Annotated in this window: 23 protein-coding genes and 1 pseudogene; 7 read left to right on the top strand and 17 right to left on the bottom strand. The window is 48.6% G+C overall.

Features of this window, described 5'->3' with window-relative positions; all coding sequences use genetic code 11:
• Window positions 1-142: 142 nt before the first annotated feature.
• On the bottom strand, window positions 143-2,287 hold the full coding sequence (locus V7S65_RS15780) for a cation:proton antiporter (RefSeq protein WP_235015889.1): 2,145 nt from the start codon (window positions 2,285-2,287) through the stop codon (window positions 143-145).
• A gap of 105 nt (window positions 2,288-2,392) precedes the next feature.
• Here V7S65_RS15780 and V7S65_RS15775 point away from each other — a divergent pair, with 105 nt between their 5' ends.
• From V7S65_RS15775 to V7S65_RS15765, 3 genes are all read left to right on the top strand, one after another.
• Window positions 2,393-2,701 (top strand): ATP-dependent Clp protease adaptor ClpS, encoded by a 309-nt coding sequence (locus V7S65_RS15775; RefSeq protein WP_079469023.1) that lies wholly within the window; start codon window positions 2,393-2,395, stop codon window positions 2,699-2,701.
• A gap of 8 nt (window positions 2,702-2,709) precedes the next feature.
• The gene (aat, locus tag V7S65_RS15770; protein WP_336387218.1) at window positions 2,710-3,348 is read left to right on the top strand and encodes a leucyl/phenylalanyl-tRNA--protein transferase; all 639 of its coding nucleotides are present in this window, start codon (window positions 2,710-2,712) and stop codon (window positions 3,346-3,348) included.
• 69 nt (window positions 3,349-3,417) lie between these two features.
• Window positions 3,418-4,026, top strand: a complete 609-nt coding sequence (locus tag V7S65_RS15765; protein ID WP_336387217.1) for a DinB family protein — start codon at window positions 3,418-3,420, stop codon at window positions 4,024-4,026.
• Here V7S65_RS15765 and mtaB read toward each other — a convergent pair whose 3' ends face one another.
• Complete coding sequence (gene mtaB / locus V7S65_RS15760; RefSeq protein ID WP_339545995.1) at window positions 4,027-5,316, bottom strand: tRNA (N(6)-L-threonylcarbamoyladenosine(37)-C(2))-methylthiotransferase MtaB; 1,290 nt, start codon at window positions 5,314-5,316, stop codon at window positions 4,027-4,029.
• A gap of 80 nt (window positions 5,317-5,396) precedes the next feature.
• On the opposite strand from mtaB, the gene V7S65_RS15755 reads away from it, so the two are divergent.
• From V7S65_RS15755 to priA, 3 genes are all read left to right on the top strand, one after another.
• On the top strand, window positions 5,397-5,831 hold the full coding sequence (locus tag V7S65_RS15755; RefSeq protein ID WP_168771473.1) for a DUF4258 domain-containing protein: 435 nt from the start codon (window positions 5,397-5,399) through the stop codon (window positions 5,829-5,831).
• 73 nt (window positions 5,832-5,904) lie between these two features.
• Complete coding sequence (locus tag V7S65_RS15750; protein ID WP_079469018.1) at window positions 5,905-6,672, top strand: lysophospholipid acyltransferase family protein; 768 nt, start codon at window positions 5,905-5,907, stop codon at window positions 6,670-6,672.
• Window positions 6,669-9,107 (top strand): replication restart helicase PriA, encoded by a 2,439-nt coding sequence (priA, locus tag V7S65_RS15745; RefSeq protein WP_079469017.1) that lies wholly within the window; start codon window positions 6,669-6,671, stop codon window positions 9,105-9,107. Before V7S65_RS15750 ends, priA begins: the two co-directional genes overlap by 4 nt.
• 3 nt (window positions 9,108-9,110) lie before the next feature.
• Here the strand turns inward: priA and V7S65_RS15740 are convergent, their stop codons facing one another.
• Both V7S65_RS15740 and V7S65_RS15735 read right to left on the bottom strand, forming a co-directional pair.
• Entirely contained in the window at window positions 9,111-11,081 is a 1,971-nt protein-coding gene (locus V7S65_RS15740) for a DUF3857 domain-containing protein (RefSeq protein ID WP_336387215.1), read from the bottom strand.
• Between the two features lie 33 nt (window positions 11,082-11,114).
• The gene (locus V7S65_RS15735) at window positions 11,115-11,777 is read right to left on the bottom strand and encodes an oxidoreductase (protein ID WP_336387214.1); all 663 of its coding nucleotides are present in this window, start codon (window positions 11,775-11,777) and stop codon (window positions 11,115-11,117) included.
• Between the two features lie 73 nt (window positions 11,778-11,850).
• Here V7S65_RS15735 and murB point away from each other — a divergent pair, with 73 nt between their 5' ends.
• On the top strand, window positions 11,851-12,867 hold the full coding sequence (murB, locus tag V7S65_RS15730) for a UDP-N-acetylmuramate dehydrogenase (protein WP_336387213.1): 1,017 nt from the start codon (window positions 11,851-11,853) through the stop codon (window positions 12,865-12,867).
• Between the two features lie 41 nt (window positions 12,868-12,908).
• On the opposite strand, the gene V7S65_RS15725 is transcribed toward murB, so the two are convergent.
• From V7S65_RS15725 to V7S65_RS15665, 13 genes and pseudogenes are all read right to left on the bottom strand, one after another.
• The gene (locus tag V7S65_RS15725; protein ID WP_079469013.1) at window positions 12,909-13,877 is read right to left on the bottom strand and encodes a YpdA family putative bacillithiol disulfide reductase; all 969 of its coding nucleotides are present in this window, start codon (window positions 13,875-13,877) and stop codon (window positions 12,909-12,911) included.
• 15 nt (window positions 13,878-13,892) lie between these two features.
• The gene (locus V7S65_RS15720) at window positions 13,893-14,588 is read right to left on the bottom strand and encodes a type 1 glutamine amidotransferase (RefSeq protein WP_336387212.1); all 696 of its coding nucleotides are present in this window, start codon (window positions 14,586-14,588) and stop codon (window positions 13,893-13,895) included.
• Between the two features lie 38 nt (window positions 14,589-14,626).
• On the bottom strand, window positions 14,627-15,508 hold the full coding sequence (locus tag V7S65_RS15715; RefSeq protein ID WP_079469011.1) for a class I SAM-dependent methyltransferase: 882 nt from the start codon (window positions 15,506-15,508) through the stop codon (window positions 14,627-14,629).
• A gap of 114 nt (window positions 15,509-15,622) precedes the next feature.
• Complete coding sequence (locus V7S65_RS15710) at window positions 15,623-16,579, bottom strand: YeiH family protein (protein WP_336387211.1); 957 nt, start codon at window positions 16,577-16,579, stop codon at window positions 15,623-15,625.
• Between the two features lie 95 nt (window positions 16,580-16,674).
• Entirely contained in the window at window positions 16,675-17,514 is an 840-nt protein-coding gene (locus V7S65_RS15705) for a hypothetical protein (RefSeq protein ID WP_336387210.1), read from the bottom strand.
• A 74-nt stretch (window positions 17,515-17,588) separates the two neighbouring features.
• A complete protein-coding gene (locus tag V7S65_RS15700; RefSeq protein WP_336387209.1) occupies window positions 17,589-17,966 on the bottom strand; it encodes a hypothetical protein in 378 nt (125 codons plus the stop codon).
• 96 nt (window positions 17,967-18,062) lie between these two features.
• Entirely contained in the window at window positions 18,063-18,641 is a 579-nt protein-coding gene (locus tag V7S65_RS15695; protein ID WP_079469007.1) for a hypothetical protein, read from the bottom strand.
• Window positions 18,642-18,704: 63 nt separating this feature from the next.
• Window positions 18,705-19,136: a phosphohydrolase gene (locus tag V7S65_RS15690; protein ID WP_079469006.1), complete on the bottom strand. Its 432-nt coding sequence runs from the start codon at window positions 19,134-19,136 to the stop codon at window positions 18,705-18,707.
• A 56-nt stretch (window positions 19,137-19,192) separates the two neighbouring features.
• Window positions 19,193-21,124, bottom strand: a pseudogene (gene nagB, locus V7S65_RS15685) (glucosamine-6-phosphate deaminase); the annotation flags it as partial.
• Window positions 21,125-21,359: 235 nt separating this feature from the next.
• Complete coding sequence (locus V7S65_RS15680) at window positions 21,360-23,654, bottom strand: beta-N-acetylhexosaminidase (RefSeq protein ID WP_227024649.1); 2,295 nt, start codon at window positions 23,652-23,654, stop codon at window positions 21,360-21,362.
• A gap of 20 nt (window positions 23,655-23,674) precedes the next feature.
• Window positions 23,675-24,442, bottom strand: a complete 768-nt coding sequence (locus V7S65_RS15675; RefSeq protein WP_079469004.1) for an endonuclease/exonuclease/phosphatase family protein — start codon at window positions 24,440-24,442, stop codon at window positions 23,675-23,677.
• A gap of 7 nt (window positions 24,443-24,449) precedes the next feature.
• On the bottom strand, window positions 24,450-25,334 hold the full coding sequence (locus V7S65_RS15670; protein WP_079469003.1) for an alkaline phosphatase: 885 nt from the start codon (window positions 25,332-25,334) through the stop codon (window positions 24,450-24,452).
• Window positions 25,335-25,419: 85 nt separating this feature from the next.
• On the bottom strand, window positions 25,420-26,175 hold the full coding sequence (locus tag V7S65_RS15665) for a copper homeostasis protein CutC (RefSeq protein WP_079469002.1): 756 nt from the start codon (window positions 26,173-26,175) through the stop codon (window positions 25,420-25,422).
• Between the last annotated feature and the right edge of the window lie 15 nt (window positions 26,176-26,190).

Genomic DNA, 26,190 nt, shown 5'->3' with positions numbered 1-26,190 from the left:
CTTAGCTCAGCTGGTTCAGAGCATCTGCCTTACAAGCAGAGGGTCACTGGTTCGAATCCAGTAGCTCCCACACTACACACAAATAAAAAAGGTCCTGCAGCAATGCGGGACCTTTTTGCGTTTAGCCGTTACGGGCTATCCATTATTTCTTGAATATCCGTTTCACCGCTTTACCCAGTTTATTCAGATTCGCAATTTGCTCCTGTATAGGCGCCAGCGTCAGATCTTCGGATTGAAGGCCCGCTTCCAGTGAATCAAACTCCCTTTGTTCAGGATACAGCAGGATTACATTATTGTCTTTAAAATGACGTTCCAGTTTAGCGGGAATGCCATCCATATAGGCATGATAGGAAAGCGTGCTTTTACGGGCTGTGACTACCACTACCAGGTCGTCCCTGGTTATTTCCCTGGAAAGGATCAGGAAATCCTCGATGGTATCAAACTGGCGGAAACTAAGGTCCACGCTCATTTTTGTCTGCTCCGCGAAAGCAGTGGTGATGGTTTGCGTTTTCTCATTACAGAAAACCAGTAACCTGGCGCCTGCCTGTTTGGCCAGCATAAACATTTTCTGCATGTAATGCAGGAAGCCCAGCTCGTATTCCGCATTGGGCGGCATTACCAGCACCATTTTTTTAGTGGTATTGAGTGGCGAGTGGAAGTTGCACACGTACACGGTTTCCCATACCCGTTGTAATACGTTATCAAGTGTGGTACCGAAGATGTTGCCCAGCCAGCGGTCGGTGGTGCTTGTTTTATCGGTCCAGCCCAATATCACATCGCTGATCAGCAGTTCTTTTGTGGCGCGCGTAATACCGTCGGAAACGTTGAGGTCTATGCGGGTTACCACCTGCACCGCGCTTTCTGTAGCAGCGGCGTGTATCACCGCCTTTTCCAGCATTTTATTGGTGAGATGGATCTTTTCTTTTGCTTCTTCATTATCCTGTACCACGGCCAGCGGATAAATAGGAGTAGGGGCGTTGCTGTCTTTAATCATTACTGCAAAGTCCAGCAGGGCCTCAATACGGTCGGGGTTGGAAACCGGTACCAGTATGCGTTCCGGCTGATCGTCCGCTTCGGGTTTGCCTTCTGCTTCCTGTATGGCCAACCGGCGGCCGGCATTTTCTGTTACAAAAGAGCCCACCAGGCAGGTAATGAGGATCAGGATCACCGTGCCATTCAGCACATGTTCATCTACAATATGCATATTATACCCGATGAGTATTACCGCAATGGTAGCGGCAGCGTGGGCGCTGCTGAGTCCGAAGATCACCTTGCGCTGGTTAGCGCTGTATTTAAACACCAGTTGAGTGAACAGGGCGGCCAGCCATTTGCTGCTAAGTGCCATCAGGGTAAGCGCGCCGGCAATGATGAGGGCTTCAGGGCCCTTCAGTAATACCCGCAGGTCTACCAGCATGCCTACACTGATCAGGAAAAACGGGATGAAAATAGCGTTGCCCACAAATTCAATCCGGTTCATCAGCGGTGAGGTATGCGGGATCAGCTGGTTCAGCGCCAGCCCGGCCAGGAATGCCCCGATAATACCTTCTACCCCTGCCAGTTCGGCCAGGAAGGCGGAAGCAAATACCAGCGCCAGCACAAATATGAAATGCGAAGTTTTATCGTCCTTAATCTTCTTAAAAAACCAGCGGCCAAGCATGGGCATCAGCCAGAGGATGATAGCGGCAAAAATGGCCAGTGAAATGCCCAGCCGTACCCAGAAGTAAGTATTGAGGTTGCCCGCCTGCGCACCGGTGATCACGGCCAGTATCAGCAGTACGGCCGTGTCGGTAATAATGGTACCGCCCACCGCTACGGTAACGGCCTCATTTTTTGTAATGCCCAGCCGGCTTGCCAGCGGATAAGCCACCAGCGTATGGGTGGCAAACATACTGGACACCAGCAGCGTGGCCATGAAATTAAACTGCAGTACATAGGTGCATACCACAAACCCCATTGTAAGGGGGATAAAGAAGGTAAAGGCGCCGAAAATCATGCTCCGGTAGCGGTTCTTGCGGAATTCCGTCATGTCCAGTTCCAACCCAGCGAGGAACATAATATACAATAGCCCGGCTTTGGCAAAGAGATCGATACTATCTTTCTGTATAATTTTAAAACCATGATCACCGATCAGCATCCCGGCAATGATCAGCCCTATGATACTCGGTATCCGCAGTTTACGTAACAGGATAGGCGCCAGCAGTATTATAAACAACACCAGCGAAAAGATCGGCACCGGATCTTTTAACGGCAAATTCGTATTCATCAATAAAACCAGTCCGTTCATCATAACCATTTTTTAAATTCGGAAGTATCCTGAAATCAACAGATCTCTGCTAAATATGGATAAATTAACGAATAATCCATGTAATTTTGCATAAAGCTTTTATTAAAGATGAGCGATCGTACAAGTACAAAAGGATTACCAGAGGAAGAGGTAGATGTGCTGGTGGCGGAAGATGAACAGTTTCCGTTCAGCCTGGTAGTCTGGAATGATGAAGTGAATACATTCGACTGGGTCATTGCTTCACTGATGGAGGTATGCGGTCATACGCATGAACAGGCAGAGCAGTGTGCGCTGATCATTCATTTTAATGGAAAGTATGCCGTAAAACAGGGCGAATACCTGAAACTGCGCCCCCTGTGTGAAGCCCTGCAGGAGAGAGGATTAAGCGTTACTATTGAAGAAATGGCAGGCAGCTGATTCCTGATATGTCCGTTTTCCGTCTTAACAAGCAACTGATTTTTCCGCCCGTTCAGCTTTCCGAGCCGGACGGATTACTCGCCGTGGGTGGTGACCTGTCTGTAGAAAGATTGCTGCTTGCTTACCGCTCCGGTATCTTCCCCTGGTACGATGAGCCCCCTATCCAGTGGTGGAGCCCTGATCCCCGCTTCGTATTATTTCCGGATGAACTGAAAGTATCCGCCAGCATGAAACAGGTGCTGCGCAAAAAAGAGTTCCGGATTACGTTCAATGAAGATTTTGCAGGCGTAATTGCCCGCTGCAGCAGTATTCCCAGGGCAGGGCAAACCGGTACCTGGATTACCCGCGAAATGCAGGAAGCCTATATCCGGTTGCACGAGGCAGGCTACGCTATGTCGGTGGAATGCTGGCGGAATGAAGCGCTGGTGGGTGGCCTCTACGGTGTTAAAACAGGCCCTTTCTTTTTTGGTGAGTCGATGTTCGCTACCGTCAGCAATGCTTCCAAAGCGGCTTTTATCACCTTTGTACAAACCTATGCACACGAGCTGGAAATGATCGACTGCCAGGTACATACCGACCACCTGGCCTCACTGGGCGCAGGATTTATTACCCGGGAGGAATTTCTGGAGATCATCGGTTTTTCGTAACTTACTTACTTATCTTTCTTCTTACTTACTATTACCCCCCATTTACTGGCACTTAAAATATTATCCACGATGAAAAAACTAGCGCTGTTACTCGCTATTGCTGTCTTTTCTGCGGTCACTGCTTTCCGGCCTGGGACCAGCGTCAGGGAAGACAGAACCCTCCTGATCACCCAGCTGCAACAAACAAAAGATCAGCTCCTGAAGGATGTACAGGGACTCACCGATGCACAACTGGAATATAAGCCTGCGCCGGATCGCTGGTCAGTGATCGAGTGCGTGGAGCACATCATGCAGATTGAAAAAGCTATCATGGAAGGGGAGCAGCACCTGGTACAGCAACCCGCCAATCCTGAAAGAAGAAAGGATATCAAAATTACCGATGAACAACTCATTAAGAATGTGGAAGACCGCAGCCACAAAGTAAAGGCGTCTGAAGCCGGTATTCCCAAACACAGCTATTCCTCCAATGCAGAAGCTATAAAAGCTTTCACAGACCAGCGGGATAAACTGATTGAATATGTAACCAGCACAAAAGACGTCATGCGTGATCACATCATGGATCATCCGGCGCTGGGGCCTATCGATGCTTACCAGTTATTGTTGCTGGATGCAGCGCATACCAACCGGCATACACAGCAGTTGCAGGAAGTAAAAGCAGATCCCGGCTTCCCGAAATAATTACCGGAGATCCCAGTCGATCAGCTGGTTGTGCCATTCCTGGCGGAAAGGAGTGGTTACCTTGATGTAGTTATCGGTGTAACCTTCCATCATACCATCTTTACCCAGCGATTCAAACAGCACTTTCCTCGTTTGATGGAGGTGTTGTTCGTTAAAGTATTGCTGTTTTTTGTGGCTGAGGTTACGCAGCATTTTGTTGCGTTCGTTCCTGATATGAACAGGTACTACCGGTTTTATATCCAGTGCACTGGTGTTGGAGCGTTCTGAGTAGGTGAATACGTGCAGATAAGATACATCCAGTTCATGCAGGAAGTCGTAGGTTTCGCGGAAATGCGCATCGCTTTCAGACGGGAAGCCTACGATCACATCCACGCCGATGGCGCAGTGTGGCATAAATTGTTTGATCAGGGCTACTTTTTCTGCATACAGCTCACGGCGGTAACGGCGGCGCATCAGCCCCAGGATTTCGTTACTGCCGCTTTGCAGCGGAATATGAAAATGAGGCATAAACCTGCGGCTGTTGGCTACAAATTCAATGATCTCGTTAGTGAGCAGGTTAGGTTCTATAGACGAAATGCGATAGCGGGAAATACCTTCCACTTTATCCAGTTCCTGCGCCAGTTCAAAAAAGGTTTCTTCTCTTTTCTTACCCCCTTCAAAGCCTTTACCAAAATCACCCAGGTTTACACCGGTGAGCACAATTTCCTTTACACCGGTAGCGGCCAGGTCCTGCGCATGCTTTACCACATTGGCAACACTGTCGCTGCGGCTTTTGCCACGGGCCATTGGAATGGTGCAGAAGGCACAGGTATAATCACAGCCGTCCTGTACTTTCAGGAAAGTGCGGGTACGGTCGTTAAGAGAATAGGAAGCATGGAAACTATTTACCTCGTCGATATCGCAGGAGCAGATTTTAGTGCTGTCTCCTTTGGTGAGTGTTTTGAGGTGTTCGGCGATATTGAATTTTTCGGCGGCGCCCAGAACCAGGTCCACCCCTTCAATAGCCGCAATTTCGGCGGGTTTCAGCTGGGCATAGCAACCGGTAATTACTACCATGCTGCCCGGCGCGCGGCGCTGTATACGGCGTACCAGCATACGGCACTCCTTATCGGCATTGTCTGTTACAGAACAGGTGTTGATCACATATACGTCCGCTGTTCCATCGAAATCCGTTTTTACAAACCCGTCCTGTTCCAGCAACCTGCTTATTGAGGAGGTCTCTGAAAAATTCAGCTTACAGCCGAGGGTATGAAATGCTACTGTTTTTACCTGTTCCATAAAGGGAAGCAAAGGTAGGAACTTTTTATGTCATAGTCAGGTAAGGAATTTTTGACTATTTTGCGCGGCGTTCTATTGTTTTTATGAAATCAATGCAAAAGTACCTTCCCGTTCTCCTTTTATCCATCTTATTGCTTGCCGGCTGGCAGCAGAAGTGGTGGAAAAGTGCGCCCACAGCCCCTACCACAGGCAGCCGCCCCGTGGTAGCCCGTAGCAACTCTAACAGTCCCGCTATTGCCGGCGAAGTTATTAACCGGCATGCCCATCTTGAATATACCAAACATGCCATTTGTCGGATGGATTGCCGTCAGGTGACAACCGCCGAAGTGGAGGAAATCCTGGCAGAAGGTAAGATCAACCCGGAAAAGTCCAACCCGGAAGACCATCCCTGCCCAACCTATGCCCTGGAAGGCTATTCCAGCGAAGGCCAGCACCTGCGGATCGTTTTTGCGCCCTGCGATTCACAGAACGCCAAAGTAATTACCTGCATCGACCTGGATAAGGACTGGGTTTGTCACTGCGATTAAATCGGCGCCCGGTTCCACGTAATTAGTAATTTTCTTCGTAGTTTTCCGCCATATTAAACCTTCCGAGGCGTTTATGAATTTTTTACTGAAACCGTTGCGTGTTATTTATGTGATATACGCCGCCGCCACTTTCCTGGGCATCATGTTTTTAATATTGCCGCCCATTTTCCTGGCCTCTTTACTGGGCCGGCAGAAAGGAGGTAACATTATATTTTATTTCCTGCGCTTCTGGGCCCATACCTGGTTCCCGCTGGTTGGCATGTGGGTAACCCGTAAATATTTATGTGAGCGCGACAACGAGCCCTGCATCTATGTGGTAAATCACCGCTCTTACCTCGATGCTGCCATCGCCGTAAAAGTAATGCGCCTCCCTTTCCGCCCGCTGGGAAAAGTAGAAATGTCTAAAATTCCTTTCTTCGGTTTTATCTATAAAAATTCTGTGGTACCGGTGGACCGCTCCAGCGCAGCCGCCAGGGCCCGCAGCGTACGGGAAATGATGACCGCCCTCAAAGCCGGCATCTCCATCCTCGTATTCCCGGAAGGCACCACCAACGACACCGATCAGCCGTTACGCCCCTTTCACAACGGCGCGTTCCGGATGGCCATCGAATTGCAAAAACCAATTAAGCCGGTACTGTACCTCGATGCAGGCCACCGCTTACCACATAAAGGACCTATGCACATCTCCCCCGGCAAATGCCGCGTGGTATTCCTGCCGCCAATACCCGTAACAGGAATGACACTCGATGATATCAATACCCTTAAACAACAGGTGTTTGATGCAATGGACACCGAATTACGCAAGTATCACAAATATCCAACCCTGCAGCCAATAGGATGAAGTACGCAGATGTAATATTGCCATTGGCGTTACCAAAAAATTATACTTACGCGGTTCCTGAAAATATGTCCACCCTGAAGGTAGGAAGCCGGGTAGCTGTACAGCTGGGAAAACAAAAGAAATACGCCGGTATCGTGAAAGCCATTCACGAACAGGCTCCCCTGTATAAAACCAAGCCACTGCTGGATATGCTGGATGCCGAGCCTATCGTATATCCTACCCAGTTAGCCTTCTGGACCTGGGTAGCCGCTTACTATATGTGCACGGAAGGAGAAGTGCTGAATGCCGCACTGCCCGCCCATCTCAAGCTTTCCAGCGAAACACTCCTGCTCTTCAACGATGCCTTCGGCGACGACTTTACTTCCCTCAGCGATGATGAATACCTCATTGCGGAAGCACTGCTCATCCGTAAAGAACTGCGGATTGAAGAAGTACAGATGATTCTCGATAAATCTGAAGTATACTCTGTTATCAAAACACTGATAGAGAAAAAAGTACTGCTGGTTTATGAAGAACTGAAAGAAGTATACCGGGAGAAACAGGAGAATTATGTGCAATTACATGCAGATTACCAGGAAGAAGAACAACTGGCCGCATTGTTCAATGATATGGGCCGCGCACCCAAGCAGATGGAACTGCTACTCGCTTATCTTCACCTGCTGAAAACACAGGGCGTTGTACTGCAAAAAGAACTGCTGAAAAAATCCGGCGCTACTACCGCCCAGCTAAAAGGACTGGTAGACAAAAACATCCTCTGGGTGGAGAAACGTACGGTAGACCGTATTCCTACCGGTAAGGTAGATACGCAGATCGATTTCGACCTGAGCCCTGCACAGGAAACGGCCCTCGCAGAAGTACAAACACACTTTAAAGATAAACAGGTAACCCTGCTCCACGGCGTTACCTCCAGCGGTAAAACACAGGTATATGTGAAGATGATGGAAGCGTGCCTGGCCACCGGCAAACAGGTGCTGTACCTGCTGCCCGAAATAGGACTCACCACGCAGATCATCCGCCGCCTGCAGAAACATTTTGGCGCCAGCATCGGCATCTACCACTCCCGGTTCAATAACAACGAACGCGTGGAAATATGGAACAAAGTAAAAACCGGGGAGCTGCAAATTATACTGGGCGCCCGTTCCAGCCTGTTGCTGCCTTTCCGCGACCTGGGCCTCATCATCCTTGATGAAGAGCACGATGCCTCCTATAAACAACAGGACCCTGCCCCGCGCTACCACGCAAGGGATGCGGCTATTTATTATGCCGGCCTCTTTAAAGCTAAAGTGCTGCTCGGCTCTGCCACGCCGTCCCTGGAATCGTATTTTAACGCCCAACAGGGAAAATATGGACTTGTTGAACTGAATGAACGCTATGGCGGCGTGGAAATGCCCGCCATAGAAATAGTGGATATCAAAAAAGAAATGGCGGAGAAAACAATGGACGGCCATTTTACCTCCGCCCTGAAAGTCGCCATCACACAAAGTATGGCCGAGGGCAAACAGGTAATCCTGTTCCAGAACCGCCGCGGTTACGCGCCTTTCCTGTTATGCACCACCTGCGGATGGATCCCGCATTGTAAACAATGCGATGTATCTCTCACCTATCACAAAAACCAGGATAAGCTGCACTGCCACTATTGCGGCACAAGATATCCATATGTACATACCTGCGCCGCCTGCGGCTCGCAAACTATTGAACCAAAAAGTTTTGGTACCGAGAAAATAGAAGACGACCTCCAGGTAGCCTTCCCGGAAGCCCGCATAGCCCGTATGGATGTGGATACGGTGAGGAACAAAGACAGCCACAATAAACTTATTCAGCTGCTGGAAGACCGCAGTATAGATATTCTCGTGGGCACACAGATGGTGGTAAAGGGGCTGGACTTTGAAAACGTAAACCTGGTAGGGATCCTGAGCGCCGATAATCTCCTGGGCTTCCCCGACTTCAGGGTGAACGAAAGGGCCTTCCAGATGATGGAACAGGTTAGTGGCCGCGCCGGCCGTAAAAACGGGCTGGGAAAAGTACTGATCCAGGCCAGCAACACCCGGCACCCGGTATTGCATTATGTAATGGCGCACGATTATAAGGCCATGTTTGAAGCAGAAATTGCTGAACGGCAGGTATTTGGGTACCCGCCCTTTTTCCGTTTACTGAAACTCACCATCCGGCATAAAAACCAGCAAACAGCAGAACAGGCCGCACAGATCCTGGCCAGCTGGCTGCAGCCGCATATCGGCGCACAACTGGTAGGACCGGCAGCTCCGCTGGTAGCAAGAGTGCGCAATAACTATTTGCAGGAAATGCTGATCAAACTGCCGCGTGAAGCCAGGCTGATCACCCATATCAAAAGGGTATTGCAGGAGTTCATTATTCAACTGAAAACGGAAAAAAGATTCCGTTCCGTAGTAATTATTCCGGATGTAGACGGGGTGTAGAATTTATTCTTTCACCAGTACCAGGTCCTGCTGCTGAAGCGTATGGATCCTTTCCAGCAACTGCCCGAATACGGCTTTACTGCTTCCGGAGAAATCTGTTTTTTTATACCACTCCAGTACAAAAATGCGCAGTTGATTGCCGTCCAGCTCACACCGCATTTTAAAACCCAATGCAGGATCAGCTCCTTTATCATTTATTTCTGCCGAAAAATCTTCTTTGTTCGCTACTTTATAACCCGCCGGCAGGGGAACGATCACGCGCCTTTCCTGGTAATAAGGAAAAGTAATCTGCACCGGCAGATCGCCCGGTGGAAGCGGGATATCCACTGGTATATTACCACCCAGTAAAGGACCAACGTGGATAACAATGCTGTTATTTTTATTTTCTACGGAAGATGTGGTAAGTAACGTACTGTTCAGCAACACAGGTTTATCCAGGGTGCGGTTATTAAACACTTCGTTTTCTGCTTTCACTTCCGTGGGTTTCCGGATACCCGGTTCAAACGGAAGGATGGCGTTGTATACCTGCAGCCGGCCTTCCGGTGTGCTGCCGGTACCGCCAAAGGCTGTTTTCAGGTTAGATGCAGGGTAGCCGCCAAAAGATTGCTTTACATCCCAGGTAGGATCTGTTACCGACCGGAGCGTGGCCTCAGTGGTAATGTTACTCAGGGTATACGGCGGCGCGGGTGTTTGAATAAAATCGGTCAGCACTTTGCTTTCTCCCGCCACCAGCGTATCACGGCAGCGCAATGCAGGAATGCCGGTCCACAGCGACGGGTAACACGGAAAACGTGTATTCGTTTCCGTTGGCGCCAATGCTTGTTGCAATCCGGGGAAATACAGCAATACATTGGTGGGCAGCTGCCGGTACACCAGTTGGCTGTCCATCAGTAAACTGTCGCGGGAAGTGGTGAACAATATCTGCGTGGGAATATTCAGCATATAATACACGGCATTCATCAAACGGGTAAACCCTGCTTTCTCTGCCTGCTTATTACGGATAATGGAAATGATATCTACCGTTTCGCCGGTTTCAGAAGGCTCTACCAGCCGGTAATTGGATTTGATAAATTGTTCTACCAGGTAGATCATCTGCGGAACAGGAATCCGTTGTTTCAGGAAAGGCCACTTCTGTAATTCTTTTTCCAGTTGCTTATATTCTGCTTTTGATACCGCCACAAAGGGGATATAACTATCTTCCCCAAACTTTTGCCAGGTCATACGTACGGTATCTTTTCCTTCTATTGCCTGCTTCAATCCGAAATCAATCCGTTTCAGCTGCGGCAGGTAAAAATACAGGTCGCTGTTGGGAAGCGCCGGCATATTCTGCATGCTTAACTGGTAGTAGTGGTTGTTACCGGCAATACTGTCCTGCAACGCGGGTAAACCGGCGCCGGGCTTCACCACAAAATCAAGCGTTTTTGGCGCTATCAGCACAAAGCTAAGCTGGTTGCAGGGAATGCCGGACTGCAGGTAGTCGGTGCCGGCGTAATCGTACTGTACTTTCAGGCTCAGCTCATACTCAATTTCACAGCCGGCTTCCAGCACGAGGTTGTTAGCCACTATTGCTTTCCGTTCGCGGTCCATTTCAATCATCCTCACCTGCTCGTTCAGGTTGGTCACGGTGCCACCGGGATGTATCACCCGGATACGCAAGCCACGCAAGGCTTCGCTGGGCTCCATCGACATTACCAGGCGGGTAAGGCTATCCGCTGCACGCTGTGTGTTAACCTTTATATTTTTGTACAGTGTTTTATAGTGCGAAGTGGCTTGTGCTTTATCACGCGGACTTACATTAAAATCCCTGACCATTCTGTAATCAACGATCGTGTAAGGAGCATCGGTAGATGGAGTGGTATGCAGCTGTGGATTATCTTTCCATATCTCAGGAAAGTAGCTGTTTACCTGCGCCTGCATAGATAGCGGCAGTATTGCAATACCTGCAACAGCCAGAAGAAGGACCCATTTTTTCATACGGGTTAAAGATAAGACTCAAATTCCGGATTTTCACGACTCGCCCATGCTCTGAATAGCATCCGATTCATAGATGCTTACGCCTTCATCATTCTCCTTTGCTGCTATGATCATGGCATTGGCAACGGTTGCCGCTTTGATGCCCCGGTATTTTTTCCATCTTCCCTGTAATAAAAAATAAAAAAGCTGGATAAGATATCTGCCGATCCATTCGCCGAATCTGAATTCTTTACGCTGACCTATCAGCACCGAAGGCCGGAAGATATTCACGCTGTGGAAACCCACTTTCTGAATGGCTTCTTCTGTTGCTCCTTTTGTACGCAAATAAAAGTTGCGGGAGTTAGGATTGGCGCTGACAGAAGACATCAGCAGGAATTGGGTGATGCCCTGTTCCTTTGCAATCCTGGCGCATTTCACAGGAATATCATAATCCACCGCCCTGAAACGTTCCTGGCTGCCGGCCTTTTTGATAGTGGTACCGATACAGCAAAAGAGAATGTCCCCGTGCAGCGCCGTCGCCAGGCTCTCTTCATCTTCAAAGTCCACAATGATGCTTTCCAGTTTTGGCCTGGCATGCGCCCAGGGCCGCCGCACCAGTACCTTCACTTTGCTGAAGGCAGGATCATGCAGCAGGGCTGCCACCAGGTGGGTGCCGGTGAGTCCTGTTGCGCCTATTACAATCGCCGTTTTATTCATGAAACTGGATTATAGGATTTATGATTTCTAAATGATTTGCGGCTATCTTTGCTGACCATAAATTTAAGTTATTATGCAGGTATCAGAAAATGTTCTGCTCAAATCATATAATACTTTTGGTATCAATGCCACTGCACGTTATTTCGCGTCCTTTTCCTCCGCGGAAGAGCTGAAGTCGTTCACAGAACATCAACAGCAGGACGGCCTGCCCCAGATGATCCTGGGCGGCGGCAGCAATATCCTGTTCACACAGGATTTTAACGGCTGGCTGCTGAAAAATGAAATCAAAGGCATCACGGTTACCGGGGAAGATAACGACTACGTATATGTGAAAGCAGGCGCAGGAGAGAACTGGCACGGGTTTGTGCAACACTGCATCGCGCAAAACCTCGCCGGCCTGGAAAACCTCTCCCTGATACCAGGTAATGTAGGCGCCAGCCCCATGCAGAATATCGGCGCCTATGGCGTGGAAATAAAAGATGTATTTCATGAGCTGGAAGCCCTTCACCTGAAAGATCATAGCATCGTTACTTTCAATAATGCCGATTGTCATTTCGGTTACCGCGAAAGCATCTTCAAAAAAGAATACAAAAACCAGTTTGCCATTTTATCCGTTACTTACCGGTTAAGCAAACAACCCCATTTTAATACCAGCTACGGCGCTATCAATGAAGAACTCCAGCGTATGAATGTGCAGGAGCTTTCTATCCAGGCCATCAGCCAGGCAGTGATAAACATCCGTTCTTCCAAACTGCCCAACCCCGCAGAAATAGGGAATGCCGGCAGCTTCTTTAAAAACCCTACCGTTACCAAAGCCGTGTATGAACAACTGCATGCAGCGTTCCCCGCTATGGTAGCCTACCCCGTGGCAGATGAACATTTCAAGCTGGCCGCCGGCTGGCTCATTGAACAATGCGGCTGGAAAGGATACCGTAACGGCGATGCCGGCGTACACGCCCGGCAGGCGCTGGTACTGGTGAATTACGGTCATGCAAAGGGAAGCGAAATTTACCACCTGTCCCAGGAGGTAATGGATAGTGTAAAAGAGAAGTTTGGGGTGGAGCTGGAGAGGGAAGTGAATATTATTTAGAAGCATTACAGGAACGGAGGTGTTACCTCCGTTCCGCTGCTCTACGCATTCGTTTTTATATGCTTCATAATCTTCTCCGCATGATCCCGCGAGTTTTCAATAAACCACACATGCGTGTTCATCCCGCCGCAAACAACGCCGGCTAAGTAAATCCGCGGCATATTGGTTTCCATCGTTACCGGATTATACGCAGGTAGTTTGAGCTTATCATCCGATAAAGCAATACCGGACTTTTGCAGCAGGCTGAAATTAGGCTGGTAGCCGGTCATGGCGATAACGAAATCATTGGCAATGGTAACAGGACCATCGGGGGTGGCAATATCCACTTCTTTATCACGGATGGCGGTAAGCGATGAATTAAACCATGCTTTGACAGAGCCCTCTTTGATACGGTTTTCAATATCCGGGCGTACCCAGTATTTTACGCGGGAGCCAATGTCTTCCTGGCGGATCACCATTGTTACGCGGGCGCCTTTACGGTAAGTTTCCAGTGCGGCATCTACGGCGGAGTTATGCGCGCCTATCACTACTACGTCCTGTGTGGCGTAGAAGTGAGGATCTTTGTAATAGTGTGTTACTTTGGGAAGCTCTTCGCCGGGTATGTTCAGCAGGTTGGGGATATCGTAAAAGCCGGTGGCAATTACTACATGCCGCGCATGATAAACACTTTTTCTGGTAGTAATCGTATATTCGCCGGCGTTAGGCGTTACCTGCTCCACTTCTTCAAACAGTTTTATATTCAGTTCATGCGAAGTGGCCACCCTTCTGTAATATTCCAGCGCCTCCGGCCGGGTAGGTTTCGGGTTGATGGACACAAAGGGAACATTACCAATTTCCAGCCGCTCAGAGGTAGAGAAAAAAGTCATGTACAACGGGTAGTTGTACAGGGAATTCACCACACAACCTTTTTCAAGGATAATATAGCTCAGTCCCGCTCTTTTGGCTTCCAACCCACAGGCCAGACCAATAGGTCCTCCGCCGATAATCAAAACATCAAACGCAGCAGTCATACAATCATATTTTATTTACAGCGCTGCCATATAATCCAGCAGGCGGTACATGGTTTCAGTGTTTTGCGTCAGCAGGTTCATATGCTGACGGATCTTCTCTTCATTTTGCACAAACGGCCCGCCGGCTGCAATGGCGCCGGCGCCGTGCAGGATCATTTCCTGCAAACTTTCTGCCGTTAATTCCATATGGAACTGGAGACCAATTACGCGGTCGCCGTAAATGAATGCCTGGTGGCTGCAGGCTGCGGAGGCCGCGAAGCGGGTAGCGCCTGCGGGCACATCAAAGGTATCGCCGTGAAAATGAAAGGTATTAAAATGATGGGGCAGCACTGTTTCCAGTGGAGCTGCCTGACCCTGGAAGGTGAGGTCCAGCGGGAACCAGCCGATTTCCGGCTGCGTATGCGGGTATACGTTAGCGCCGAGAGCCGCCGCAATCAGTTGTGATCCCAGGCAGATGCCCAATACTTTTTTATTTTGTTGGATAGCTTCCCGGATAAGGGCTATTTCGGTGGTCATCCACGGATGATGATCCTGTTCATACACGCCCATGGGGCCACCCATGATGATGAGCCAGTCCGCCGTTGCAAGCGCGGTAGTGTCGGTGCTTTCATACCAGCGGGTATAGGTTACCTGGTGCTGATGACTGCCGGCCCAGCCGGCAATGCAGCTGAGTCCTTCAAAAGGCACATGTTGAAAGTAGTGAATATGCATATGCAGAACGCTAAAATGATGCACCGAAGATACGGCTGCTATTTCACTTCTGCTCTTACTACTCTTAAATATTCATAGCCTTTCATCTGCTTACTCTTTTCTCCGAAATATTTTGCGCGGTAATCCCCGCCGCCGCCATCATAGTGCAGTTTCATATGATGTAATTCCAGGAAGGCATACAATTCTGCCGGACGGATACCGAAATCCCAGTTCTCACCGGCACGGCTTAGCAGCTTATTTATACGCACAAATCCATAAAATGCGGTTGGATTTTCCAGCACTGCTTTTTCTACATAGGTAAAGATGATCTGTGTACCCGGACTAAAATTTTTGACATGATGGAAAATTGTTTCCGCCTGTTTGGCTTCCTGTTGGGTGGTGATTCCTTCCCAGAGAAACAATGTTTTTAAATGTGCGCCGTAGAAGAGTTCCGGGAATACTTCAGAGATCTGTTGCGTGTTCAGATCCAGCTGCACATAATCCACATGAATGGTTGGTAATCCTACCAGTTCCGAGAGTATTTTCTTCTTGGTATACTGAAGTGTTGGGTGATCCATTTCCACATAATGCAGTGGTACACCAACATTCAGGCGATGCGCCCTCGTATCAAAAGTAGCGTTGAGAATAATTACCTGGTTAATACCCTGCGATCTTACCGCATGAATGATCATGTCGTCAATCAGCCTTGTTCTGGCAACAGCGGCGGTGAAGCTGCCGGGCCAGCGGAACTGTATACAGGCAGTAACTATTTTCCTGATGAAAGCAATCGTGCAACCCGCCAGTAAGATCTGATAAAATCTTGACAGAAACGCGCTGGCAAACGGATCATACAACAGGCGTTCTTTCTCAGGTTTCGTACTTTCTATTGCCCGGAATGCAGCCATATAAGTGCCGGATTTGGTAGCAGGAGACCGGCTCATAAATTACGTGTAGTCATCTTGGTTATTGAGATAAATGATGCGAGTATCACAAATGATCGATGATCAAATATATGTAAAAATGAGAATAGGATTATCACGGGATTTTCCCCGGTATCAGGCCAGGCAGCAGATGGCCAGCAGGGTTCCGGCACTGATCAATACCCATAGTATTACCCCGTGGATCAAGGGTTTGCGGCCGATTCCACGCAGCGCCTCGCGGCTGAGATTGGTGCCTATCAGGAACAGGGTGAGCGACAAACCCGTTTTGGCGCTTTTTACCAGAAAGGGGCCGGCCTGCTGAAACAACGGTACCCAGGTATTAAGCAGCATAGCAGCGATGAACACGGCAATAAACCACGGGATCCTGATGTTGCCCGCATCTGTTTTAAACAACAGGGTGGTAATGAACGCCACGGGAACAATCCACAGGGCGCGCGACAGTTTCACGGTGGTAGCTATTTGCAACGCCTCTTCACCATATTTGTTGGCGGCGCCTATTACAGAACTGGTATCATGAATAGCGATGGCGCTCCACAGGCCAAACTGTTGCTGGGATAAATGCAGCCCATGGCCTACTGCCGGGAAAATAAAAAGGGCCAGTGCATTCAGCAGGAAGATGATGCCCAATGCCACGGAAACCTGTTTCTCACCGGCTTTCATCACTGGTGCAATGGCGGCTATGGCACTGCCGCCGCAGATGGCGGTACCGCAGGAAATAAGATGAGCGGTTTTTTTATCAATCCCCAGCAGCTTGCCCAGCACGGCTCCTGTTAGTAAGGTACCGGCAATGGCAGTAATTGTAAAAAGAAATCCTTCGCTGCCGGCTTTCAGCGCGCTGTGCACATTCATGCCAAAGCCCATTCCTATAATTGACAGCTGCAGCAGCCAGTGGGTAATGCGTGGTGTTACTGTGGTGAAAGGATTACCACTGGTTTGCGCCAGGGCGAATCCCAGCAGCAGCGCCACTGGCGGGGGTACTACCGGCAGCAGCGTAATAGCTGCTGCGGTGAGGAATATAATTTTCTGCGTGTTCTCCGGTAGCCAGGTGGCCGCTGTCTTCTCTTGTTGCATACACGAAACGTTTGTAATTGGATTACAAAGGTCCGTATCACAGGCCCGGAAGTCAAATGTCTATAAGTGATAGGTGATAACCAAAAGTTATGGACTTAATCAACGGAGAGAATGAACTTGTTGAACTTCACGGCGAAATCTTCTTTCAGGCTTTTATCGATGCCGTTGAGATAGTTGACAGTAAAGCCGCGTTGCAACCTGCGCGGAGTGCCGCCATCGAGTTGAATGGGCCGGGAGTGCAGCACGCCTATGAGTTGTTTTCCCTGGAAAACAAGGGCCAGGCGATACAACGGGCTGGGATCATCAATACCGCTTTCATAATTGAAATACAGTACATAGGGCTTGAGGGTGGTTTCTTCTTCCAGTTTGAAATTGTGGATAAAGGGTTCCATATCAGCGGCGCTTCGACCAGTATGTTGTTTCAGGTAGCTGCTTAAAGCAGATTCAATGATGGTGCCGTTACGGATACTTTTCTTTTGCGTATAGCCGTTAATGGTAGCCCACATCTTTTCCCCGTTGGTGGCTACGGGCAGTTTGATGTCGCGTTGCAGTACGCCTGCATCCACGCCATTTACTTTTATTTTGCGGCCCTTGTGAAAAAGGGGTTTGCTGAATTCATCTTTCGTAATATCAAAATCCACGCTTACCGGGTACCAATCCTTTTTCACCGGCGCACAACGCAGGGGGATATAATCTACCAGGGTAACCAGTGGTTCTCCGCCGGGATTATTCAGTATGGTGGCAGCGCCGTTAATTCTTTCGCCAACAATAGGGGCCTTGCTACGGGCAGGTTTGGTAGCAATTTCGGTAGCATTTTTTTTATTGTTTTTTGCAACGTTTTCTTCGTTATCGTATTTGCCTGGCTTGTTATCCAGGTTGCACGATACCAGTAATACTGCCAGTGTGAGGCAGGATAAATATTTATTGAGATACATATGAAAGTTACTGTTTTACGGGAATGGAAGGACTCCGGCTTCCATCCGCTGCTGCACCTGCACAAAGATTAGGCCTAGAATTCCGTGAATATAACGGTGTCGCCTATCTGCAGGCGGCGAACCTGTTTCATGGTGGAAAACGGGTCCAGAGGGGACCAGTCCTGCGCTGTATAAAGCTGTATGTTTTTACCCGTCAGTTCGTGTTCCAGTGTTTTTAAAGGGAGGCTGGTATTGGTTTTACGGGAGATGTAATAGATCCTGGGATCTTCCTTCAAATGGATAATAATGCCGGGAGGACCCGCTTTAATTTCCTTTACCACTCCGGTGATAGCAGTGCAGTGCTTCTTATCTGCCTTATGGGCAGAGGGAATACCGGAAATAAGCAATACCAGTATTAAAGTGGCTACCAGCAATAATGCGGTAGCGCCTTTTTTGTTGGCTTGTTTTTTCATGATCCGTTGGCGTAAGTCAGGTTAGATACAGCGGACTCAATTTACAAAATATATGCATTAAAAAAGCAGGCCGTAAGCCTGCTTATATTCAAGGTGTTATTTTTCTTTTTTATCACTGGCTTCCTCATCCCATTCATCATCTTCCTCCCAGTCTTCATCCTCTTCCCAGTCATCGTCTGCCTCGTCATCATCAATCAGCAAACTTTGTTCTGAGCCGGGTTCTATGTGGTTTTCCCGCCAGTGGGCCACAATTTCATCTGCTTTCTTTTGCACAGGGGCAAAGTCGCTGATGACGGATCCTTCAAATTCAACTTCCACATCGGGTAAAGCCTGAAGGGCATTGAAGCAGTCCTGGAGGAGACTGATAGTTACGGGAGCGTTGCGTAAAGCGCTGTAAGATAGCCGGATAGCGTCGAAAGGGCCGCTGTTATGAAATACTTCCTCCCCGTTGATCATGGGGAAAAGCCATATCAGCACGTCGTCGCCTGATTCTTCGCTGTTAAGGATACCAAAAAAATCATCGAGTTGTTCAAAACCCAATGGGGCCAGCTGTGCGAATGCTTTGTTCCTGGCCGGAAATTTAGGATGCTCTTCTCCTGTAATTAAGAATAATTCACCGAACCTGGGCTTCTCTTTTGCAGCAAACCTAAAGTCAATGAGGATATCGTTTTCCATTGATGGCTATTCTGTTTTCTACTGTAATTTAATAGTTTAATCGGAAGGCGTTGAAAAAATATTCTACTGGATAACGGCGGCCGCTATCCGGCGGTAAGCGTGCAGGTATTTGTTCAGGCGGGCAATATCTTTTTCCTTTACGTCGGTCATACGTCTGATATCCATATTGTCTGTAAGGTCGTTGAGTTTAACCATACAGGCCAAACGGTTCTGAAGGGTACGATCCACGAAGTGGTCGTAGTCTTCGTCCTCATCCAGTTTGGTCACACAGTAAAGAGCGGCCAGCAGGTGAGGGGCCAGTCCTTCCTGTTCAAGGGCTTCAAAGGTCCAGCTGGTGTCTTCTACCACATCGTGCAGCACCCCTACAATCTTTTCGTCTTCAGTGCGGCCCATTTGCATTACACGGAACACATGCCCTATATAAGGCTGCCCGTATTTGTCTACCTGGTCTTTATGGGCGGTGGTAGCTATTTCTATGGCTCTGCTCAGATTCATATAAAAAAATAAAGGGACTGCGATGGTTATCACAGTCCCCTAAAATTATGATTTATTTACATAAAATGGTAACGTACAAATGCTTCCATAGCGGCATACTTCTGTAAACCTAAACGGTCGTACAGGTCGGCGGTGTTGGCGTTACGGTCTTCAGCACGCTGCCAGAATTCGCGGAGATCGGTTCCCTGGAAAGGCACCACATCCTTCTGACTCTGGTGAATGAAGATACCAAGACGCTTCTGCATCACCTGGTCAGGGCTCATGGGAACAGCCATTTCAATTTCATGTATTTCCCACTCCTGCCATGCGCCTTTATACAGCCATACCCAGCAATCTTTGGCCCAGTCTTCTGTTTTCACAATTTCCAGTGCAGCAAAGATAATGTCCAGGCACACCTTATGCGTTCCATGTGGATCGGCAAGGTCACCGGCGCAGAAGATCTGTTGTGGCTTCAGCTTACGCAACAGCTCTACAGTCAGCGCCACATCTTCTGGTCCCATTGGTTTCTTTTCCACCAAACCGGTTTCATAGAAAGGCAGGTTCATGAAATGGGCGTTTTCTTCCGCAATACCTACATAACGACAAGTAGCTTTTGCTTCGCAACGACGGATCAAACCTTTGATAGCGCGGATTTCAGCAGTATCTTTCTGGCTTGGCTTCTTGGTGCGGATAAACGCTTTTGCTTCATCCAGGATCAGGGAGCTTTTGCTTTTATCGATGTCGAACATACCTTCAAAACCTACGGCAAAGTCGATGAAACGCAGCAGGAACTCATCTGTTACGGCGATGTTGCCGGAAGTCTGGTAAGCTACGTGTACATCATGTCCCTGTTCGTGCAGGCGGATGAAAGTACCACCCATAGAAATGATATCATCATCAGGATGCGGGGAGAAGATCAGCGCACGCTTTTTAGCGGGTTCTGAACGCTCCGGGTGGTTTGGTAACTGCGGACCAGGCTTGCCACCAGGCCAGCCGGTAATGGTATCGCGGATGGCGTTAAACTCTTCGATATTGAGCTCATAGGCAGAACCATACTGTACGATCAGGTCGTTCAAACCGTTTTCGTTATAGTCCTTGTCAGTGAGCATCAGGATAGGCTTGTTCAGTTTCAGCGCCAGGCTGGTTACTGCTTTGCGGATCAGGCCCGGAGTCCATTCGCAATCGCCGGTGAGCCACGGTTCATTGAAACGGGTCAGTTCAGCTGCTGCCTGTTCATCAATGATAAACTTGCAGTTAGGATGCTGTTGCAGCAGGGAAGCAGGCACCTGGTCGGTGCTGTGTCCTTCTACAGAACGGCGAACGATTTTGGATTTATGCGAACCCCACGCCATCAGTAAGATGCGTTTTGCCTTAAAGATGCTGCTAAGGCCCATTGTAATCGCCAAACGGGGCACCTGGCTCATATTCGGGAACTCATACGCATTGGCCAAACGGGTGCTGTTGTCCAGCGTAACGAGACGGGTGTGTGAATTGATATTAGCGCCTGGTTCGTTGAAGCCAATGTGGCCGTTGTTACCAATACCCAGCACCTGGATATCGATACCGCCTAATTCTTCAATACGTTTGTCGTAAGCCTCACAATATTTCTTGATCTGATCCTTTGGAATGGTACCATCCGGAATGTTGTACTGACCTTCAGGGATATCAACATGATTGAACAGGTGTTCTTTCATAAAGCGGTTGTAGCTCTGTAAAGCATCCGGCTCTATAGGATAATATTCATCCAGGTTAAAGGTGATGACGTTCTTAAAGCTGAGTCCTTCTTCTTTGTGCAGACGTACCAATTCTGCGTACAGATATTTAGGAGTAGAGCCGGTGGCCAATCCTAAAATACATTTTTGGCCGGCAGCCTGCCTTTCGCGGATCAGCGCGGCAATTTCCTGTGCTACTGCTTTGGAACCCTCTTTGGCAGAAGGATGTATTTCCACAGCAATTTGTTCAAAGCTGTCGATCAGTTCGATTTCCTGATGATTAATCGTCATTTGTAAACGTTTTTGATTAGATGCGGTTTAAAAACGAGCCGGAAAATTAAAGAATTTACTGCTAATGCGCATTATTATTTAGCAATATTTAAATTATATTTCTTTAGCTTGTTATAAACCATTTAATATTTGATCTCGTTAATATGTTTAGCACACAGCGGTTGAAGGCCGTATCATATATTTTGGTGTAGGAGTCATAAAATGAAAACCGTTCCGCATTTGCCGGGACGGTTTTCGATTTTTAGTTTATGATAAACTCATCTGCAAACAACCATGCGCCGTTGCCTGCTCCTGCTGCACCGGCAGGGATCTTACCAAAGTTCTGCATCTGCACTTTTACAAAACGGCCGCGAACAGCCTGCAAATGGCCTCTTACCTTATTGATGCCCTGCTGTGCAAAAGTGTTCTGTTTGTACACTTCCTTATAGCTTTTACCATCATCAGATACGGAGAACACTACCTGCTTCGGTGGGTAGATCCAGTCGCCCTTCACATTGATCGTATTAATGCCTACCAGGTGAATATCCTGCACACTGTCCAGTTCCACTACTGCTTCCATATCCGTTCCTTTAAAGCCAAACCATTCGTTATCGTTGTAAGCAGCATTGCCTTCCACGCCATTTACCAGGGTAAAGTCGCTGGCAGGGCGGTGAGCTGCATCCGCTGCAGAAGCCATGCTTACCTTTTTAGCCAGTCCTTTGTGAAACAGGAACGTTTGATCGTACTCGTTGCCAAAAGGTTTGCCATCCAGGAATACCTGCGCACGGAGCGTTCCGCTGCGGGTAATTTGTACAGGCGCTGTATAAGGAGTCGCCTGAGGGGTAGGAGCAGTACTATCGGTAGTGAAAAATATTTTACCGCCATCCAGTTTTGAATTCAGTACTACAGCCACGCCGCCTTTGCCATTATCGGTTACTTTGCCGGTAACTTCAAAAACATGTTTGGCATAATTTACCTTCTTCAGGTCCAGCCTTTTTACATGTATTTTCAAACGGTCTACAAAGTTGTCGTAGTTACGTTTATCCTTTGGCGACCACAGTACTTCTGATAATGCGGCTGCACGCGGGTATACCATGTATTCCAGGTAATTGGTATTGTTGATGTATTCTGTCCATACGTTGGCCTGTGCACCTTTGATGTATTTAGCTTCATCGCTGCTCAGTTCCGCCGGAATGGGCTCGTAGGAATACACCTGGCTCACCGGCAGGAATCCGCCTATCGCCAGTGGTTCATTCGAGCCTTTGGACTGGTAGTGGTCAAAGTAGCAGAATTCGCCCGGCGTCATTATCACATCATGCTTTTGTTTGGCTGCTGCAATACCGCCTTCAATGCCTCTCCAGCTCATTACGGTAGCATTGGGAGCCAGGCCGCCTTCCAGGATCTCATCCCAGCCAATGATCTGCCGTCCTTTGCTGTTCAGGTATTTCTCCATCCGCTGAATGAAATAGCTCTGCAACGCATGTTCATCTTTCAAACCTTCCTGCTTCATACGCGCCTGGCATTTAGGACATTTTTCCCAGCGTACTTTGGGAGATTCGTCTCCGCCGATGTGGATATACTTGCTCGGGAACAACGCCATCACTTCATCCAGCACGTCCTGTAAGAAAAGATAAACGCTGTCGTTACCAGCGCAGTATACATCATCGTATACGCCCCAGCGGGTGCCTACTTCATACGGGCCACCGGTGCAGCCCAGGTTGGGATACGCGGTAAGCGCTGCAAGTGAATGCCCCGGCATTTCAATTTCAGGAATCACGGTGATAAAGTGATCAGCTGCATACTGCACTACTTCTTTCACCTGTTCCTGTGTATAAAAGCCGCCATAAGGTTTGCCATCGTATTTATTGTCGGCATAACGGCCGGCCATTGTTTCTTTCCTTTTGGAAGCCACTTCCTGCAGGCGCGGGTATTTTTTGATTTCAATACGCCAGCCCTGGTCCTCTGTCAGGTGCCAGTGAAACGTATTCATCTTGTGCATCGCCATCAGGTCGATGTATTTCTTTATAAAATCAACAGAAAAAAAATGGCGGCCCACATCCAGGTGCAGCCCGCGGTAAGCGAAACGGGGCGCATCGGTAATATTCACACCAGGTATAAACATGGCGCGCGCTTTTTCTACCGGCAGTAACTGGATCAGCGTCTGTACGCCATAAAAGGTACCGGCGCCGCTGTTGCCTTTGATGGTAACGTGGTTGTGATCTGCAGTAAGCGTATATCCTTCTGCGTTAGTAGTGTCATTGCCGGTTTGTAACAGGATGGCATTCTTATCTCCCTGTTCTTTTACCGCCAGTTCATACCCGGTTAATTCTTTGAGCCAGGCATTAAATAAAGCGGCTGTTTTTTTGTCGCTTTCATTATTGGCAACAATCACCGTTTGCTTGTCCAGTAAAAAAGAATCAGCTGTTTCGCTGACACTGGCAGGCATAGGAATGATGCTCACACTGCCTTTGGGGGCAACGGGCTGCTGAGTGGTACAACTCCACAGTCCTGCTGCTGCCATCAGTAAGCACAGGTGAATTACTCTTTTCATTGTCATATAATGGATTGTTTTTTCTCTTATTTCATTTCAAGTTCACACAACACCGGGCGATGATCGGACGCCACTGTTTCTTCAATGATACGGGCGCCGGTGATCGTCCACCGGTGTTTGGGAGCAAGCATGATATAGTCCAGTTTTATTGTTGGTGAATCAGCAGGAAAGGTTGGTCCCATCTGGCTGGTGGCATCTGCAAATACCTGTTTGAGCACATTGATTTCCTTTGAAGCAGGCGGGGCGTTGAAGTCGCCCGCAATAATCACAGGAGTGGCTGTTGCCTTGAAATAGTCTGCCAGTGCGTTGGCCTGTGCAATGCGGTCGGTAGCCTTTTTGCCTGCATCCAGGTGAGTAGTTACAAACTGCAGGGAGCTGTCTCCGGGGAGCCGAACGGTAACAATGCCGGCAGCCCTGGGTTCATTGCCTTTTGCAGAAGGTAACATCAGGGTAGTATTGTTGCTGATGGGAAAACGGGAAAGGATGCCGGTGCCATAACCGCCGCCGTCAAAATCCATTGATTTGGCAAAATACGTGTACATGCCGGTGATGGAGGCCAGTTCTTTCAGCTGATCACTTTGACTGGTGCGGCCGGTGGCGCTGTCTACTTCCTGCAGTGCCACCAGGTCGGGATTGGTGGCCAGTATTACATTGGCGATTCCCTGAAGATCCAGTACCTGTTTCATGTTTTCCCCGTGATGAATGTTGTAGGTGAGCACCTTTACTTTTTGCGTTTGCGCAAAAAGGACACTACCTGCAAAACATACCACCGTAAAAAGCAGCATTTTTTTCATATCAATATCATTTGAACGCTTCCGTCACTGGCCTTCCGGTCCACACCTGCGGTGTTTTCAACCCAAAGATCCAGGCAAGAGTTGCAGCAGTATCGTAGGTAACTACGCTGCTTTTAATCTCTTTGTTTTTTGCCACACCAGGGCCACGGATGATCCAGGGAATCTGCATTTCTTCCATCGTTTTGCCGCCATGTCCTTTCTTGATACCGCCATGATCAGCTGTCAGCAGGATAATCGTATTATCCCACATCCCTGCATCTTTCACTGCCTGCAGAATTTTTCCCAGCAACACATCATTCTTTGCTACCTGGTCGAAGTAAGGCTGTATATTATGACCAATATTATGCCCGGTTCCATCGGGTTCATCAAAATGGATGAACAGGAAATCCGGTTTCTTTTCTTTGATATAGGCTACAGATGCCGCAGTAGCCAGGCTGTCGTTGTCGTGTGTACCAAGATCTTTGTTTACCGCTGCTTTGGGAAACAAATAACCGATACCATCCCAGCTATAAATAACGCCTATCTCTGCCTTTGGTTTCTGTTCACGTAAAATGGTGTATATAGAAGGAAACATGCCATACTGATCCAGCTCGCGGGAAGGCAGTTCAGGTTTCCGGCTGTCCCATTCTGTATAACCGTGTACTTCAGGACCGGCGCCCATTACCATGGAGGCCCAGTTAACCGCACTGGAAGAAGGCAATACACTGCGGGCCTGTAAAGTCCACGCACCATCCTGCATCATTTGTTTCATATTGGGGTTGTTCACTTTCGGAAAACAGTAAGCGCCGAAGCCATCCATGCCTATCAGGATAACGTGCTTTACCCCTTTGATCTGTGCCTGCGCGAAGAATCCGCCAAGCAACAAACCTGTTACAATGATCAGTTTTTTCATTTCGTTGTTCACTTTTAAGCTAACATGCGTTAGCCCGTAAAATTAATACTGGGTTTTCAATAAATCTTTAGCTAAACATCGTGGGCTAAGATAGTAATGTTTTCTCGCCTATTTCACGGATTAATGTTACTTCTTTTTTCTGTGTGGCGGAGATGCCATATTCAGGAACGCCGGGAATGCCGCCCATACTCACATTGGGATTGCGATAAGTCATCCCGCTTTCTTCATAGCCTTTTGCGGAAGTATGATATTCCGTAATACCGGTAGCGGTAATTAATTGTGCAATATTGTTGGCACGGACGCCGGAACCGGCCATAATGGCGATGCGGTCGTTAGCTCTTTCCACCAGCTCTTTCAGCAGGGACGCGCCTTCCAGGGCGGTATTGTGTGCGCCGGAAGTAAGGATCCGTTCGCAACCAATGGAAATAATATCTTCCAGGGCTTCAAACGGGTTGTCTGTCATGTCAAAGGCGCGGTGAAAAGTAACGCCCATTGGCCACGCCAGGTCAACGAGTATTTTGCATCTTTGTTTATCCACCCGGCCATCAGGCAGGAGGATACCAATTACCACACCGTTGCAGCCCAGTAGTTTGCTTTGCTCAATATCGCGTTTCATCACTTCAAACTCCAGGTCGGAGTAAAGGAAATCGCCGCCACGCGGGCGGATAATAGGGTAGAGGTCTATTTTTACTTTTTCCCTGGCCAGCGCAATGGTGCCATAGCTGGGCGTAGTGCCGCCTTCCAGCAGGTTGTCACAGAGTTCTATCCGGTTTGCGCCACCTTCTTCCGCAGCAATGCAGGATGCTACTGATCCTGCGCATATTTCGAGGGTGAAAGGCATAAAAAACAGCTTTTG

This window comes from Chitinophaga sp. CCNWYY40, from assembly GCF_037483205.1.
GTDB lineage: Bacteria > Bacteroidota > Bacteroidia > Chitinophagales > Chitinophagaceae > Chitinophaga > Chitinophaga ginsengisegetis.
Note: the sequence above shows the minus strand (reverse complement) of the source record. Positions and strands in the feature narration are given on the sequence as shown.